Raw genomic sequence first — 16,095 nt, 5'->3', positions numbered from 1 at the left:
TTAAAAGCAATTGCTTTTAATAATAAATTATCTTGATTGCTTCGAGCCCACACACAGAACAGGGATCCCATTTCTTAGTTTATTTAGGGCTTTGCTCCAAAATTAATAGCATAATCAAATTCTCAAACATTCAACAGGATTTGCAGTAGCTGCACGAAAGGTTTGCCAAAAAATGGTGAAGAATGCTATCAGAAATACGATTATTGCAGCAATTCCCATCATCCACCATTCTATTTGTATCCTATATGCATAAATCTGCAACCAAGAGTTCAGGAGTATCCAGGCCAAGGGGGCAGAAATTGCAAATGCCAAGACGACCAACTTAATGAAATCCGACGAAACGAGTCTTATCACGCGCCAGACCGATGCACCCAAGACCTTTCGGATTCCAATCTCCTTAGCCCTCCTTGCAGTGGCAGACAATGCCAATGCAAAAAGCCCCATACAAGAAATGACGATGGCAATACCAGTGCCTATCATTACGATCTTTGAAAATGTCCGGTCCTTTCTATATAAATTATTTGCATTCTCATCAAGATAAGATGCGGGAATGTCCGCAGTTGGATTCACCTCTTTCCATATCTTCCAAATAATCTCCATCGATTTTGGAAGAAAGTCCGTATCCACCTTGACAAAAAGGTACTCAATATCAGATACATTTCGATTAATGTAAAGGCTCAATGGCTCAACTTTCTTCCGGAGGTGCTGAAAGTGAAAGTCATCGACTACTCCTATAACCTTACTCCCTTTATTTAGCGCAATATTTTTTCCTAAAATTCGCTTAATACCGCCCATCTGCTCTGCCATCTTTCTATTAATAATTATAGAAGAAGTATCTGTTGACATGTTACGTTCGAAATCACGCCCCGCAAGTAACTTTATTTCTAGAGTTTTGAGAAAATCGTAATCTACACGCATAAAATTGGTGCTGTAATCCTTATTTTCATGTGAAAACTTTAAAATGCTACTTCTCAAGGTCCCATCGCTGCCCAGTCCCAAGTTAGCATCTGATGCACTCACAGCTTTTACCCAAGTATACCTGGAGAGCTCCGCGCGCATCCTCTCCAATGCCTGTTCTTTGTCAATTCCCTTACCTATCGGAATGCTGATCACCTCTGATGTATTGTAGCCTAGGGAATGGCTTGAAAGATATTCAACCTGTGAACTGACAACAATTGCAGAGATAATAAATAGTACTGATATGGAAAATTGAAATATAGTCAGTACCCTCTGAAGCCTGGATGATTTATGGTTAACCTCTCCCCTTAAAGATTCTTTCGCATTCAACCCAGCAATTTTGATTCCAGGATAACCGCCAGCCAGCAGGGTGACCGACATAAAAACACCGGCAAACAAGATTAGGGTTTGGGGAGATAACAAATCCAATAGTCTGAGCCGGTAGTTTAAAATTGCATTGTATTCAGGAAGGATCAGCCAAGCAAAAAATAGACCGAAGGTCAAAGATAGGACGCATACAAAAAACGTTTCCAACCATAATTGGATTGCTATATTTTTGGGAGTTGCTCCCAGAATCTTTCGAGTACCGATCTCCCTGCTGCGTTGAAGGGATCCCGAAAGGGTAAGACTGACGAAATTCATACAAGCAGATATCATGATGAGCCCCGCCACAATAAGCAAGATCCAGGGATAAAAGGATGGGGGACCACCCGAAATACCGTAACTGTTGAGATGATAGTCCCTTATGGAAATCATATTGAGAGAAAACAGGTTACCGAGTTCATCGGGATTTCCTCCTGAGTTCTTCAGCCTAACGATCTCATCCTTGTAATGAAGTTCGGTGAACGCTCTGGTATCTCTCGCAAAATCACTATCCATTACGGTTCTATTCCGAAGCTTTACGATAACATCATGGTTTTGTGCAGCCCAATTATCCCTTTCCGCGATATAATCTGGTTTAAGTTCAAACCTTAGGAGTGAACTGAAGCGAATACTCGAATTTTGCGGAATTTCGCCAAGGACAGCTGAAATGACCTTCTGCTCCCAAGTTCCGTTAATGTTGACGTTAACCANNAGACAGATCCAAACAGGTTACGTGCCATGGTTTCCTCTAGCACTATATTCCCAATATCAATCGATGCATTTTTATCTCCTGCAATTACAGGAAAGGAAAATATGGACAAGAATTCATCGTCAACATACCTGCTAGTAGACACCAATTCCTTGTCTCCATTCTTTAAAAGAATGCTTCCGCTGGCAATCCGGCTGATGTATTCAATTCCGGTTATCTCAGCCTTAAGAGCAGGGGCCAAGGGAGCTGCCATCGAAGAATTATATTTTACGCCATTCTTATCGTAACTCTTACTATATAACCATCCAATACGATTCGCGTCTTCATGAAAGCTATCGTAGGACATTACAAACCTGGCTGTCAAGAAAAGTAATATAGCCGTCGCAAATGCCACCGACAATCCCACAAGGTGAACGACGCTCACCATTCCACGTTTTAGTATGCTTCGTAAAATAAACCTTAAATTTACCATTTCAGTAATTTATCAGTTCTTAAAAGATCAGTCTGCAACCATGGCCTGAGCAATCCAGTAAGTATCCGTAAATTGATTGAATTCGGAAATTCTTCCTTCATGGATTTTGTATTCACCAATAAACGGCACTTTGAAAGCCTTCTGGGTCAACCTATGAATCCCGGAATAATACCCTTTCACAAAAACCGTATCACCATCAGCAAAAAACTCGTTGGCAACAGACTGCCAGTCCATCCATTCAGAGCGTAGGTCAGCAAAAACATGTCCGAGCACTTCGGAGATTCCGAGGCATCTGCGACTTCCGGGAAATCCGTCCATCTGGTTCCACTGAATATCTTGAGATAACAATTGAATAATGTGGCTATCGTTTCCATCGTTAAAAGAACTGTAGAGTTCCCTGACAAGAGCTATATTTTTTTGTTTCATTCCGTTTTAATCAATTTTTATATGGCAAGAACTGGATCGGATAGGAACGGATGATAATTGGATCGCTTTCGAGATGGATCATTTTACCATTCTTCCAATAACAAGCTTTTCCGAGCTGTTCACCTCCTACGTAAATATCCCCATTTATCCGTTGTAGAAAAGAAGCCTTGGTGAATGACAGCTGTGGATCTGTTTCTAGTTCGGTCCTGGTAACAGGTATTTCCCCCAGGTCACTCTGCGTATCGATCCGGAAATAAAAGGCTCGGTTGGCACTTCTCTCCCAACCAGGTACAAAAAGTATATTACCCTCCATCAATCCCTTTCCAAAACTATATCTTTCGCTAGGTAGATTTAGTACATGGCGTAAAACTTTTCTTGTCTCAGGGTCTAGGCTAAATAATACGTACGAAGGCTTTTTATCATCATTCCCAACAGCACTCACTAACAGCACCAACCTTCCCATCTGGTTATAGTAAGCCGAATGGACGTACAGCTCCCCATACCCGGTCAGATCGACCATTATCTTCTCAATGCCACGATACTGGTGGGAAAGACTAACTTCTATGGCGCCGTGTAGGTATGTGGCCTTGAGCGATACCAATCCCGTTGGGGTTTTGAAAATTGCAAATGATATATCCGTGGGCATCTTCACCATCTCAATCCCCAACAAATTATCAATCTTATATATGTAACTGATGTTTCGATTCCCCGTTGTCTTGGAGGAAGCGTAAAGATAGAGGTTGCCGTGGGCATCGGTATGATAAGCATACAGGTATTCCTCTCGATCTGTCATCAGCTTAAGGCGCACTACATCGGAAAGTATTTTTTTCCCATCATAAGTAAATAAAACTACCCTTGTCCTCCCATCTATTAGCTCAGTGCCAAAATAGACCATATTGCGGCCACCGACGGTGTGGAGAGCATGGGCGCCACTAAGCCAGATCTTATCATGATTGAACGGAATAAATGTNNACTTCCACCTTCAGCCATCCAAATGGTGGGAATTCCATTAGAAGTTGTTTTGGTGCTCGCTGCCCCTAGAACATCGATCTTTAAATCTTCCTCCTTTGAAGGTTTATGATCCGGTCGACTACATCCAAAAAGTATGACTACATAAAAAATAAATATTACATTCCTGAACATCTCATTTCTTAATAAATTCAACCCTTCTGTTCTGGGCCCGACCAGATGCCGTCGCATTTTCGGAGACCGGTTCTGTCTCCCCTTTACCAGAGGTAATCAGCCTTTCTCCATTAATTGCGGAAGTTGTCACAATCCAATCTTTTACCGCTTCTGCACGCTTTTGACTAAGCACGAAATTGCTCGTCTCATCTCCAGCAGCATCGGTGTGACCCACAATATTGAGATGGATCTCTGCTTCTTGCTCTAGAAAGGCAGCAATTGATCTCAATATCCCAGCAGATTCTGGTTTTATGGAAGCCGAACCGCTTTCGAACAAAATACCCGTGGTAACAAATCTACCTTCATTAAGGAGTTTTTGTCTGGGATCGGCCATGCCCTTTGCAATCTTTATATTACCTATAAAAACACCGACCTGCTCATCCTTATAGGGACTGCTGCCCAAGCGCAAGAACAGCTGATTCATGGTTCCATCCTTGGCTATCCCTTTAGGGACATCATAAATCTTTTGGCCATCGACCCAGATACGCAAACGCTCCTTTTGACCCTGGATCGCTACATGGACCGGCCTGCCATACCAACTCTTTACGGCAGAATTCCTCTCGGGAGCGCTGTGGAAATGACGAACATACCCAACATGGCTCTCCAGATTGATATTCCCCGCGTCCGAGAGAGGCGAGATCTCCATATAGAACGATTTTGTCCCTTTGGGATCGATTAGCAGTTTGTTTGAAACCGGCGAATCTTTCCCTGATGCAAGAAGACCAAACTGGAACGATGGTGGCAGCCACCCCTTGAAGTCGATGTCCAGCACTAAATCAAACTCGACTGTAAAATCAATTCCTAAAGAGNNGAGTGTTCATTATCAGTTAAGGACACGCTGTTCTGAGCCAACCTAAGCCATTTTCCAGGAATTCCGTCCAGAGATACGATTACCGAGCTCCTGTTGCTGTTCCATCCTGAGGGAAGCTCGCCTAGAGCTTCGGATCCAAAGTCGTTGGCATATAAGACGGTATCGCCGGGGATGAAATCGTACTTACTGAACGACCCTATGCGCTTGGCTACTTCTTCAGTCTTATTCATAGATTCCCCTGAATCCTCCTCTCCATTTTTGGATCTGCCTTTTACCGCAGATTCGACTACCTTGTCCATGCCCTTTTCCAATGCCTTCTCGGTCTGCTCAAGTACTTTCCGAGTTGCCGTATTCTCTACCTTACCTTTTATTTTTTTTAATATGGACTGGGCACTTGCTTCCATGGATAGGCAAGCGAGTATACTGATCCAAGTCATTGATACTATAAATGGTTTTGATATTGGAATTTTCATATGATTATGATATTAATGGTCCTTAGAAGACAAAAATATAATGGATCTGGTTGGACAAACAACCTTTTCGATCAACGGCTCTAATTTTCCAATAAATGTACTCTCAGGGAGACCAACATGATTATAATTTAAATGCAACTCCCACGTTCAGCACCGTAACACCATAACCAAGCTCAGCAAATGCGCCTACCTTTTGCGAAGCCCAATATCTAGTTCCGATATGAACGCCCCACATAAATCCTCCAGCGGATGCGGAAACGGGCTGAGATCCATCTCCCGACCACTTCACAGATGCCACGTTATAACCTAGCATCACACCACCATACGGATCGAACCTTTCTGAATTTACCTTCAGGTGGTAGGATCCTCTTCCAGCAGCCAAGATATAGCTATATTTCCATTCACCAGATTCGTAATAGCTTTCCTTCTTTCTAGCGTAGGCAAGATATCCTCCAACACTAATTCGGTTAGAGACAGCATGCTCATAACTAACCCCTACAGGGATACCCAAGCCTCCCCCAATGCCCACACCGGCATTTAATAACTTGTCGCCTTTATTAAAAGACTGCGCAAAAGAATTGCTACCACCCAGCAGCAGGAAAATTGCAGCCGCTCCGATTGTTTTCATTTTATTCATATTTTATTAATTATTTAAGATTTAAAATTCACTCCTCAGCAAAGGGATTACCGAAGTTGACTTTGCAAATTTATCGTGATTCAGACCGCAATAATTAAGTACTACTACCTAACATGAAATTTACGTAGCCTATGACCGATCCTGATTGAATTCATTTCATTTAAGTGTTACTACTGAGGTCTGTTTTTTAAGAAATACTACTCTAAAAATCAAGTATTAGTAAGTCTACTTTTGTTATTATGAGAATCTTCTATCTATTATTTTTGGCCTACGCTCTGGGGTGCGGCAAAAGGGACCTAGCCCCCGAAAATACCGGAAAGGTCAGTGGAACAGTAAGGGACCAGGCTGGTTCAACGATACCGGGGGTACAGATCATCGTGGACAATAGTATATTTTTCAACAGCAACTTGTCCACAAAAACGACACCTGAAGGGAACTATACTCTGCCCCTACCAAAAACCGGAAGCTGGTATGCATTTGCAATCCACAAAATACAGTTTAACGGAAAGATCTATCAATGCTATTTACATCCCCAGGAACCAACGGGGTTTGGACCAGAGGGTGCTGTCCGTAATTTCACATGGAAGCTCTCCGGTCAGAAAGCAGCTCCTTTAACTGGAAATTATGGGGGAACGGTAACCATCGATAACTTTCCGGGAATCTATCTGGAAACTGACAAGATCAAGTTTACCCTTACACCACAGGGCAACCTAATTGATGGTTCACAGGGACAGATCTTGGAAAGGTACGCTACAGACGGACATCAAATTCTAGATGTTCCCATCGGCCAATATAAGATCACCGCCCGCTATAATGGCCAAACCCTGAAACTCCGCAGATGGAACACCGAGGATAGCTTTGCAACCGAACTAATCCTTGACTTTGAGCCGCAGATTCCCGCTCAATGCGACAATTGTTTTAAGTTAGAATATAATACAAAACCATGATAAAAAATTTATTGTACCCGGCAGCATTATTTTTGTTGTTGACATCATGCGCAAAAGACGATCCCTTTGCGCCGGAACAGCATGACCAAAAAATCGTTATTTCCCCTTCTAATGGAAACCCTGGACTTGGAGACAGCCAGGAGGAACCTTTGGGTGCGGCACTAACGCTACCGCAAGGAATCCGGATCGTAGAGCGCAAATACCATCCCTTTGACCCCGACCTGCGCAAACTTTACGCTCATGCCAATTTTTTCTATGTGGACATCAATTTCGTAAACGACAGAATGCCGGGCACTCCTCCAGTCACCGTCGAACTCCCTGCAGGGCTGATCGGGGTAAGCAGCATCCACGACAAGCAGAACGGACTCAGTATAGAAAAGTACCTGATCACCGTCCCGCCAACTAAACGGTACGGTGGGGGCCGGGATACAACCACAGTCTATATTGGAATGGCATGTGTGAACAAAAACAGATCTATGCCCTGGTACGATAACATCGGAGCCGAACAGGTATATCCCATATCAAGAAACAATTATCCTAAATTTATCGTTACCTCAGACCCTAGCTTGCTCAAACTCCTTGACTTGCTGAAAGGGCATCCTGGACTTAAGGTCAATGCGCATTGGGATCCCGTAGCTGCGCACGAGGAAGATTACGTAGTGCCCCAATGGATGAAGATACATAACCAGATCCAAGACGTTATATGGGATATCACGGACGGATTTGGGCTTACCCTAGGTAGGATGACCGAGCTAATGGAAAAATTAAAACCGTATAGGTAGCACCAATAAATGAATGGTTCGGGTGGAAAAATTCAGATTTATCGATAATTTCCACCGTTTGTCAAGCTTACTTAAAGTGAATCTTCCCATTTTAATATCTTTTGCCTAGAACAAAAAAAACTTCACAATGTTCATGAAAAAAATTTACCCATTATTAGCCATATTCACTTTGTTTTCAACTTGGGTTCTCGGACAGCAGATCCAGGGTCGGGTTACCGATTTGCAGAAAGTTCCAATACAAGCGGCAACAATCGAAATCTTCCAACAGGAAAATGGAAACCATATTACCACTGTGAGTTCAGACTCCTCCGGCAATTTTGTTTTCGGAAAGCTGGCTGTTGGAATATATTACCAGGTTAGAAGTACGATGATGGGGTTTCAACCCTGGTCTAAAGATTCTATCATCATAAAAAAAACCACAACTACAGAACTGAACATCGCGATGGAGCCCAGCTCAAGCAATTTAGCTGAAGTGACTGTAACTGCAGATAGGGCTTATATCGAAAAACGTCACGACAGAACTGTAGTAAATCCAGATGTCATGTTGTCCAGTACCGGTGGTTCAGCCCTGGAAGTACTCGAAAAATCACCGGGTGTACAGCTCGATCAGAGCGGAAACATCCGTCTGTCGGGAAAATCAGGTGTTACCGTATATATTGATGACCAACCAACCAACCTTGTCGGAGAGCAGCTACGAGAATTTCTACGTACTGTTCCCGTAGCCCAGATCGACCGAATTGAACTGATGACAAATCCCCCGGCAAACTATGACGCTGCGGGAAGTGGGGGAATCATCGCAATCCATACCAAAAGGTATCGATCTAAAGGTCTCCATGGAGGGGTGAGCATTGCCTATCAGCAAGGTAAATATGGACAGACAAACAATAATGGCGACTTCGCATTCAATACTGACAAATGGGCAATGTCGGCCATTACTTCATTTTCGACAACGAACACCTATACCGATCTGGATATTCTTCGTAAATTCGAGGGTGGACAAGCCCACACCTCTCCCATTTTTTCGCAGGATACCTGGATAAGGAGAAAAGGGATTTCCCTATCAGGCCGGCTGGGAGCGGATTATTTTATAGATGACAAGAGCACCATAGGTGTCAACCTGAACCTGAGATCCACTCCGATCAAACTGAATTCCTTAGGAGAAAGCCAATTTATGTCAAATCCCGAGAACCATGACTCAACCTTAATCGCGAACAACATCGAAGACCGTACATTTTCGAACCTGGGAGCAAATATCAATTACCGTTATAAAAAACATGGATCCGGGCAAAAACTTACCATCGACCTTGATTTCCTGAAATATAAGGGAAACAACAAGCAGTATTTCGATAATTCCACCTATCTCCCCGGGGGTGAAGCAACCACCTTCGAATCACAGATCGGCAAGGTCCCCAACGATATTCGCATATACTCCGCAAAGGCAGATTTCGTACATCCCTTTGGAGAGACCATACGTGTATCATCAGGCCTCAAGAGCAGCAGTACACTCACCGATAACGACGCGAACTTTTATAGGGTATTCCAAGACGACATGATTGTCGACATAGAAAAGACGAACCATTTCCGATTCAAGGAATCTATCCACTCAGCCTTCACGAGTATTGATGGAAAATTTGGGAAATGGAGTTATCAGGCCGGCTTGCGATTTGAAGGGACCATCTCAAGTGGCCTCCTACTGGGCAATGGAACTCAGCCAGATTCTTCGTTCAACAGAAGACACTTTGATTTTTTCCCCACCTTATATCTCCAGTACAGGCCATCAGATGAAAGCAAACATACCTTAAGCCTGAATTATGGTAGGCGGATCGATCGTCCACATTATGCCTGGTTGAATCCATTCGTGACCCCATTTGACAAATATACCTATTACCTAGGTACACCTTACCTAAAGCCCTCATTCATAAATCAGACAGAGCTTTCCTATAATTTCCAGCCACTTGTTGATTTCACGCTTGCCTATGCAAAAGTTAAGGACCTTATGAGCGAAACCATTCGTATTGAGGATGGAATCTATTACAGTCAGCAGGGCAATCTGGGGGCCTTAACGACATTGAGCGCCACGCTCAATATTACTTATAGCCCGATAGAGAAGTTCACCCTTATCGGCCATACCGCAATACATCTGCTCCATACCAAAAGTGAAATCTTTGGACAGCAACTGGATAGTAAAGGAACATTTGTGTTGATCAGGCCATCCCTCAGCTATAAACCTTCCGAAAAATGGACCTTTCAGGTGGACGGAGAACATCAGGGAAGTCAGAAATTCGCTCAGTTTTCCATGAAGAAACGCACCAGAGTAAATTCTGCCATCAATTTCAAAATGAATGACGGATGTTCCATTAATCTCGCTCTAAATGATATTTTCCACACCGAAATCAATACTGGCGAAATAGGCTATCTGGCAGGAACCTATGCGACCTTCTCTACTCTGCGCGATTCAAGGACCCTAAGCCTTTCCTTTAGATACCGTTTTACAAAAGGTGACAAGAACGACCGTAGTTATCAGGGTGGCGGGGCCAAGAGCGAGCAGCAGCGAACATAGATAAAAAGTTCAATACAGGATAGTTTTGACTATCCTGACAAATTATGAGAGGTCAGACACTGATGCCTAATCCTGGAAACCCTCCATAAGGAAAGGGCAAAAAAACATCTCACTTTACTATTTCATTTTCAATGAAAATAAGATTCCATATACTATCAAAGGTTAAATATTGGATCCTTTATGGTTTGATCCGGGCCCTGAGGTGTGAAGGCGTTTCTTCTAAGTATTTCGATAGGATCCCTGATCCAGAGGAAAGTCCCCCTTGGATCAGTAAGGTTTTCGATCTTTGATGATATGGTCAATCCCTCGGAGAGTAATATCCTATGGCACGTATATTCTTTAGTGGAGCAAAAAATGAGAGGCAGCTCAGCATGAAGGACATGTCTGAACCTGGCCGATGCAAAAGGAGACCTTTTCCTTCCAAGCTCAAATTCATGAGATACGAATCCAGCGTTTCCGATTGAAGTCACCCTTATAAGATCATCGCCAGCATAGTCCAAACGAACTTCATGAGCAGAGCCCCCTGTTTCAAGAACTTTCATACCCACCACCTTTCCATCCTTCAATTCATAATCAATGAACTTCCTTCCTGAGACACTGTTTTCCCCCTTTTTTGAAATGGAAACAACAGCATTGACTGGTTCATCATTTTCGGAATATTTTATTTCCATCTTCTGAGTTTTGTCTTCTTCTATGATTTCAATCCGATAAAGCCTTCCAAAAAAATCGTAAATAAAGTTGATAAATTCTTGTTCAGTAGGGGAACTGTAGGATACGACCCTATTTAGAAGATCATATTTCACAACAAAAGAGGAGGTATCTCCTTTTTCGAAAATAGTATAACCATTTGGCAGAGATTGAAAATAGGAAAGGGTAGGAAGATCCGTGCGACAAGATTCAAATACCAGGATCAGGCTACCCAGAATAACGAGCAATTTTAGTTTTGTCATGTTTAGGTGAAAAAATTCTATGCAAATTTCCCACAATTGGATGGAACTCTTAACCGTTGATCTACCCCAAATTTATAATGCGTAATACTACGTATATTATGAATGTTGTACATTAGACTTTATTAGAAAATGAGCTCCCGGACCCTTGAGACGTACTGTTTGCCTACACCAATCTCGATCTCGCCGGTCACTAGGAGATATAGTCTCCGAATATCCTTATAGAGTTCATTCACATGTTCCAGATTAACCATGTAGGATCGGTGAACCCTCAAAAACTTATCAGGATCAAGCTTTTGACTGAGAACACCAATACCATGGTTACTGAGATAAGCGTTATCGTCGGCAGTATAGATCCAGGTATAGTCTCGGTCCGCTTGCAAATAGGTGATTTCAGATACATTCACTTTTTTTAATCTGCCTCCTTTTTCCAAAAAGATGCTCCCCGGGTATCCATTTCCATTGCCCAAAGAAATTGGTCTTGTCACTTCAGATGAACCAATACGAACCAAAGTCCGTTTAAGATTTTCAGTGCAGATAGGTCGGTGAAGGTACCCCGAAGCCCCATGATCAATTGCCCTGACGGCATCCTCTGGATTGTCAGAAATTATTACAGAAATTGGATCGTGATTGATCTTCTTAAGAACATCGAATCCTGCTAATCCGGGTAGTGATGCATTGATGAATACAACCGAAGGCTGTAAACAGTCAATAAATCGTACAGTTTCCAGACCATTGCAGGTTTCATGAAATATAGCAGGATAATCCAAAGAAACGATCATTTTGCGAAGCTCCTGCCTAAATGAGACATCCCTATCTGCGATGAGTACTGATTGCTTTACCATTATTCTAAGCTTTAATAAACTATAAAAGTAGTGAACATAATAGGCGTATGGACCTGACAAATGTCAGGAATTGGCCGGCTTGGGCATTTTTGTTATATTGTATTATTATTTTATCCTAGATATTACTATCAATATGGTTGACAGAAAACATTTCAATCAAGCATGCAATTTTGCGCAGCAATATAACATTTCCTTCACCCGTGATGAGTTTGAAATCATTAGGAAAAACACACAACACATGGTGTTTCCACCTCACACTGTCTTGATGGAACAAGGAAAATTAGTTAAAAAAATGTATTTCATGATCAAGGGCATTGCCCGTCTTTTCCGTGTCCAGGATGGTGTGGACCATACTCTGGGAATCGAATCGACCAATTATTTTCTCTCCACCCCACTTCTACTACAGAATGGACAAGAATCCACATGTGCCCTAGAATCGCTCAGCGAAATGGAAGTCCTTGTCTGGGATCTAACCAGCGTTATGTTACTCAAGGAAGAAATCCCCAGAATGATAGCCATGGAAATGGCCATCATGGACCGCCTCCTAAATTGGCTCCAAGACAATCAGGTTGAATCAAGGTGCATGACCGCCGAAGAGCGCTACTACAAATTGATGGAATCTCAACCAAAAGTGATCCAAAGTGTACCCCAGAAATACATAGCTTCCCTTTTGGGGATCCATCAGGACAGTCTGAGCCGCATAAGGAAGGGACTTGGGCAAAGAGGGTCAGATCAGATAAGTCCTCTCAAGTAGGCCTCCCTGACCAATCCTGCAGCAGTTTTGATGTTGAGCTTTTGGTTCAGGCTATGACGGTGTGACTCTACAGTACGAACACTGAGAAAGAGCCTATCGGCGATTTCCTGATTGGAATGTTCGTGAGCGATCAATGCTAATATTTCACATTCGCGGTTTGTTAGCTTCACGTTCACCGAAGCATTCCTTCCCGTAATAGCTAGATTTATTATTGATCGTTCGATCTCCCTATCAATAAACTGTTTACCGGATATTACGCTATTAATAGCTTCAACTAGCCCCTCCTGATCAGTTCCCTTTAAAAGATACCCCATTGCACCATTCCTCATCATTTTCCTGACGTAAAGGACTTCGTCATGATTTGTAAGGGCAATAATAGGTAACTCAGGACATATCTCCAGCACACTAGAACAGAGTGCTGTACCATCGATGTCAGGTAGCTCAATATCGAGCAAAAGTACATCTGGAACGGTTGTTCCCAATGCAGAAAGAAGTTCTTCTCCACTATAGGCTTTTAGCACAACCTCAAACTGCTCGAATGTGTCCAACATCTGCACAAGACCTTCTATGATTAGGGGATGGTCATCCACAATTCCAATTGTTGTCATAAATTTTATTTTTATACAAAGTAAATTATCTTCCAAATTTCTTTATACCGTACTTCTACCCAGAAAAGAAATTACCGTATGTTACCTCATTCCATATATTATTGGGAAGTGATCTCAATATTGATTGTTGTACCCCTACCGGGTGAAGAATGGATTTCAATTGTTCCGCCAACGTTTGAAACCCTGCACGTAAGGCCGCTTAATCCCAATCCCTTCCCCGAGAGCGTATTTTTGTTAAAACCTATGCCATTGTCCTCAACCGTTATCCTCAAGATATTGCCACTTCCCTCAAGCTGCACAATCCCTTCGGTTGCTCCTGAATGTTTGATAATATTGGTGACAGCCTCTTGAACTGTTCTATAAAGCGTCAATTCTACGGTTCGTTCAAACTTGGGAATATCGCCAATAAGATAAAAATCAAGGGAAAGCTCACCGCCTTTTACTCGTTGACAGAAAGATTCTATAGCCCATGCAAGTCCTTCTCTAAGTAGGAATTCGGGTGCGAGATTGTGGGATATGTTTCTGATCTCCCGGACGGCAACTTCTATCAGCTCACCGATTTCAAACAGTGCCTTTTTCTCCTGGCCAGTGACGTTCGCATTGTGAACCTTTATTTTCGTCGCGGAAAGTATACTGGCAACTCCATCATGTAATTCCTTTGCGGTTCGTCCCCTCTCTCTTTCCTCGCCATTAAGCTGTGCTTCCAGCAGATGTCTCTCGTAATTTAATTTCAACCTCTTTCGCTTTTGGATTCCCACTAAGCGCATAAATATTAAGCCCCAGGAAAGTAAAACAGCTATAGAAATAGATATAGTAACCCACTTGCTTTTTCGCTCAATAACCGTATTCTGCTTAGCAATCACAAGATCCCTTTCGGCAATAATCTTACGGTTTTCCATGGATCTGTATTTCAGTTCAAGTTCCTGAATAGAGCGATGAGTTTCCCTATCCTTTAGGGAATCAGCCAAGGAACGGTACATCTTGAGCAATTCAAGTGCCTCTCTAAATTTTCCTATTCCTTCTTTGATTTCAGAACCTGAAAGGTAAAGCTCTAGGAGCTGAGATTTAGGTAATTGTTCCTTGCCAAGTTCGATTGCTCTGTGGTAATAGCTTTCCGCTAGGGCGAAATTTCCCATATCTTTGTTGACCGAGGACATTCCTGACAGAACATACACCTCATTTCCTGGAAATTCATTGGACAAAAGTGCTCCAGCTTTCCTGAAACTCTGCAAAGATTTATTATACTTTTTCTGCATACGGTAGATATCACCAAGATTATTATGGGCTTTAATCTCCATCTGAATATCACCATGTTTCAACGCGATTTCCATTAATCGAATAGCATGCCGCTCTGCAGAATCAAAATCCTTGGACATTGCCTCGGCCACCACGATGTTGACCAGACTTCTGCCCATAGCTAATGTGTCATTTAACTTTTGAGCGAGCTTATGTGATTCCCAAGCATATTCAAGCCCCTTTTTAACATCATTCAGATCAAGCATAAGAGAACTTAGGTTGTTATAATATTTCCGACGATCGGATAAGTCCCGATGGCTTGGATGTTTGATTCCAGAAGATATTTCTAATCCCTTTACCAAGTTCTCAGCTGCATTTTCCAATTTCCCCATTGCCTGATACTGTAGAGAAATGTTGTTGTAGGCCGCCGCAGCCCGTGCCTTGTTCTTCATTTTCAAGCTTAAACCTAGCGATTGTTTGGCAAAAGATAACGCTTCACTATAGCGAAGTTGTTCATACAAAAAGACGCTGTAATTACCCAAAGCTACTAGTCTGCCAGTATCATAATTTATTAGCTTGGAAAGTCTGTTTGCCTGGTTGAAATAATATTCAGCTGAATCCGTCTTCCCAATCCTTTGCATTTCTTTTGCCCGATCAATAAAATTCAATACCGCAGTGGTGTCCCTGGCGAAGACACTGCTTTGTGATAACATCATCATTAAGGCCATATAAATGAATAAAGGTTTATTAAGTATCATTTCAAGCAAGGTAAATGGTCCGTCCAGCAATGTTATAAATGGTTTCTCCGTGATTGTACGTAATCTGCAGATCTAGGCATTTGTTCGAAGATATGCATCGTTAACTTAGGATATATTTGTTCATTGAACTTATTATTTTATTATGCACACAATCCTTATTGCAGATCCTGATCCTTCTACAAGAATAATGGTCCGAGAAAGATTAGCCCAGGTCCCTGGAATAAATAATATTGTAGAAACCGCCTGCTGGAGGGAAACCACCATATTGATAGACAGCATATTACCCGATGTCATCTTTCTCGATCTTAATCTCTGGGGATCTAATCCTTTTGAAATGCGCAAGGATAGATATAATTCTCCGCAGATAATTATCACCTCATCGAACAGATTACATGCCCAAGACGCATATGACCTCGACGCCTTGGACTTTCTGTGCAAACCCATGGAGAAGGAACGTTTGGAACGGACCATTAGAAAGCTCATCGATTTACATCTACCTGGCGAACAGGATTCTGTTCCACAACATCCTTATCTTTTTGTGCCTTGCGCAAACGGATTCTCCCGAATAGAAAGTTCCCAGATCCGGTACATCAAGGCCGCCCGGGACTATACGGTACTATATACAGAA

The 16,095-nt window shown here is 42.5% G+C and carries 15 protein-coding genes; 5 read left to right on the top strand and 10 right to left on the bottom strand.

Annotation, left to right across the window (positions count from 1 at the left end; all coding sequences use genetic code 11):
• Window positions 1–114: 114 nt before the first annotated feature.
• The 6 genes from B4A24_RS02575 to B4A24_RS02555 all read right to left on the bottom strand — a co-directional run bounded on the left by B4A24_RS02575 (window position 115) and on the right by B4A24_RS02555 (window position 6,021).
• Window positions 115–1,836, bottom strand: coding sequence for an ABC transporter permease (locus B4A24_RS02575; protein WP_293942318.1), 1,722 nt, complete (start codon window positions 1,834–1,836; stop codon window positions 115–117).
• Window positions 1,837–1,928: 92 nt separating this feature from the next.
• Window positions 1,929–2,456 carry an ABC transporter permease gene (locus tag B4A24_RS23795; protein ID WP_422663674.1) on the bottom strand — a complete coding sequence of 176 codons (528 nt, stop codon included), beginning with the start codon at window positions 2,454–2,456 and terminating at the stop codon, window positions 1,929–1,931.
• A gap of 72 nt (window positions 2,457–2,528) precedes the next feature.
• The gene (locus B4A24_RS02570) at window positions 2,529–2,927 is read right to left on the bottom strand and encodes a nuclear transport factor 2 family protein (RefSeq protein WP_094258331.1); all 399 of its coding nucleotides are present in this window, start codon (window positions 2,925–2,927) and stop codon (window positions 2,529–2,531) included.
• Between the two features lie 10 nt (window positions 2,928–2,937).
• The gene (locus B4A24_RS02565; RefSeq protein ID WP_293942315.1) at window positions 2,938–3,720 is read right to left on the bottom strand and encodes a hypothetical protein; all 783 of its coding nucleotides are present in this window, start codon (window positions 3,718–3,720) and stop codon (window positions 2,938–2,940) included.
• 351 nt (window positions 3,721–4,071) lie between these two features.
• Window positions 4,072–4,755: an OmpA family protein gene (locus B4A24_RS02560; protein ID WP_169715227.1), complete on the bottom strand. Its 684-nt coding sequence runs from the start codon at window positions 4,753–4,755 to the stop codon at window positions 4,072–4,074.
• A 759-nt stretch (window positions 4,756–5,514) separates the two neighbouring features.
• A complete protein-coding gene (locus B4A24_RS02555; protein WP_293942311.1) occupies window positions 5,515–6,021 on the bottom strand; it encodes a hypothetical protein in 507 nt (168 codons plus the stop codon).
• 248 nt (window positions 6,022–6,269) lie between these two features.
• On the opposite strand from B4A24_RS02555, the gene B4A24_RS02550 reads away from it, so the two are divergent.
• The 3 genes from B4A24_RS02550 to B4A24_RS02540 all read left to right on the top strand — a co-directional run bounded on the left by B4A24_RS02550 (window position 6,270) and on the right by B4A24_RS02540 (window position 10,319).
• The gene (locus B4A24_RS02550) at window positions 6,270–6,977 is read left to right on the top strand and encodes a carboxypeptidase-like regulatory domain-containing protein (protein ID WP_293942309.1); all 708 of its coding nucleotides are present in this window, start codon (window positions 6,270–6,272) and stop codon (window positions 6,975–6,977) included.
• Window positions 6,974–7,759: a hypothetical protein gene (locus B4A24_RS02545; RefSeq protein ID WP_293942307.1), complete on the top strand. Its 786-nt coding sequence runs from the start codon at window positions 6,974–6,976 to the stop codon at window positions 7,757–7,759. The genes B4A24_RS02550 and B4A24_RS02545 overlap by 4 nt, the downstream gene beginning before the upstream one ends.
• A gap of 133 nt (window positions 7,760–7,892) precedes the next feature.
• Window positions 7,893–10,319: an outer membrane beta-barrel protein gene (locus B4A24_RS02540; RefSeq protein WP_293942305.1), complete on the top strand. Its 2,427-nt coding sequence runs from the start codon at window positions 7,893–7,895 to the stop codon at window positions 10,317–10,319.
• 155 nt (window positions 10,320–10,474) lie between these two features.
• Here B4A24_RS02540 and B4A24_RS02535 read toward each other — a convergent pair whose 3' ends face one another.
• Window positions 10,475–11,269, bottom strand: coding sequence for a hypothetical protein (locus tag B4A24_RS02535; protein ID WP_293942303.1), 795 nt, complete (start codon window positions 11,267–11,269; stop codon window positions 10,475–10,477).
• 122 nt (window positions 11,270–11,391) lie between these two features.
• Window positions 11,392–12,111, bottom strand: coding sequence for a LytR/AlgR family response regulator transcription factor (locus B4A24_RS02530; RefSeq protein WP_293942301.1), 720 nt, complete (start codon window positions 12,109–12,111; stop codon window positions 11,392–11,394).
• Between the two features lie 238 nt (window positions 12,112–12,349).
• Here B4A24_RS02530 and B4A24_RS02525 point away from each other — a divergent pair, with 238 nt between their 5' ends.
• The gene (locus B4A24_RS02525; protein WP_293942339.1) at window positions 12,350–12,865 is read left to right on the top strand and encodes a Crp/Fnr family transcriptional regulator; all 516 of its coding nucleotides are present in this window, start codon (window positions 12,350–12,352) and stop codon (window positions 12,863–12,865) included.
• Here B4A24_RS02525 and B4A24_RS02520 read toward each other — a convergent pair.
• Window positions 12,844–13,473 (bottom strand): response regulator, encoded by a 630-nt coding sequence (locus B4A24_RS02520; protein WP_293942299.1) that lies wholly within the window; start codon window positions 13,471–13,473, stop codon window positions 12,844–12,846. The genes B4A24_RS02525 and B4A24_RS02520 overlap by 22 nt on opposite strands.
• Before the next feature lie 98 nt (window positions 13,474–13,571).
• Window positions 13,572–15,467: a tetratricopeptide repeat-containing sensor histidine kinase gene (locus tag B4A24_RS02515; protein ID WP_293942298.1), complete on the bottom strand. Its 1,896-nt coding sequence runs from the start codon at window positions 15,465–15,467 to the stop codon at window positions 13,572–13,574.
• Window positions 15,468–15,609: 142 nt separating this feature from the next.
• On the opposite strand from B4A24_RS02515, the gene B4A24_RS02510 reads away from it, so the two are divergent.
• Window positions 15,610–16,095: LytR/AlgR family response regulator transcription factor (locus B4A24_RS02510; RefSeq protein WP_293942297.1), on the top strand; the 486-nt coding region annotated here is incomplete at its 3' end.

It is taken from the genome of Sphingobacterium sp. UBA7249 (genome assembly GCF_002472835.1).
GTDB lineage: Bacteria > Bacteroidota > Bacteroidia > Sphingobacteriales > Sphingobacteriaceae > Sphingobacterium > Sphingobacterium prati.
Note: the sequence above shows the minus strand (reverse complement) of the source record. Positions and strands in the feature narration are given on the sequence as shown.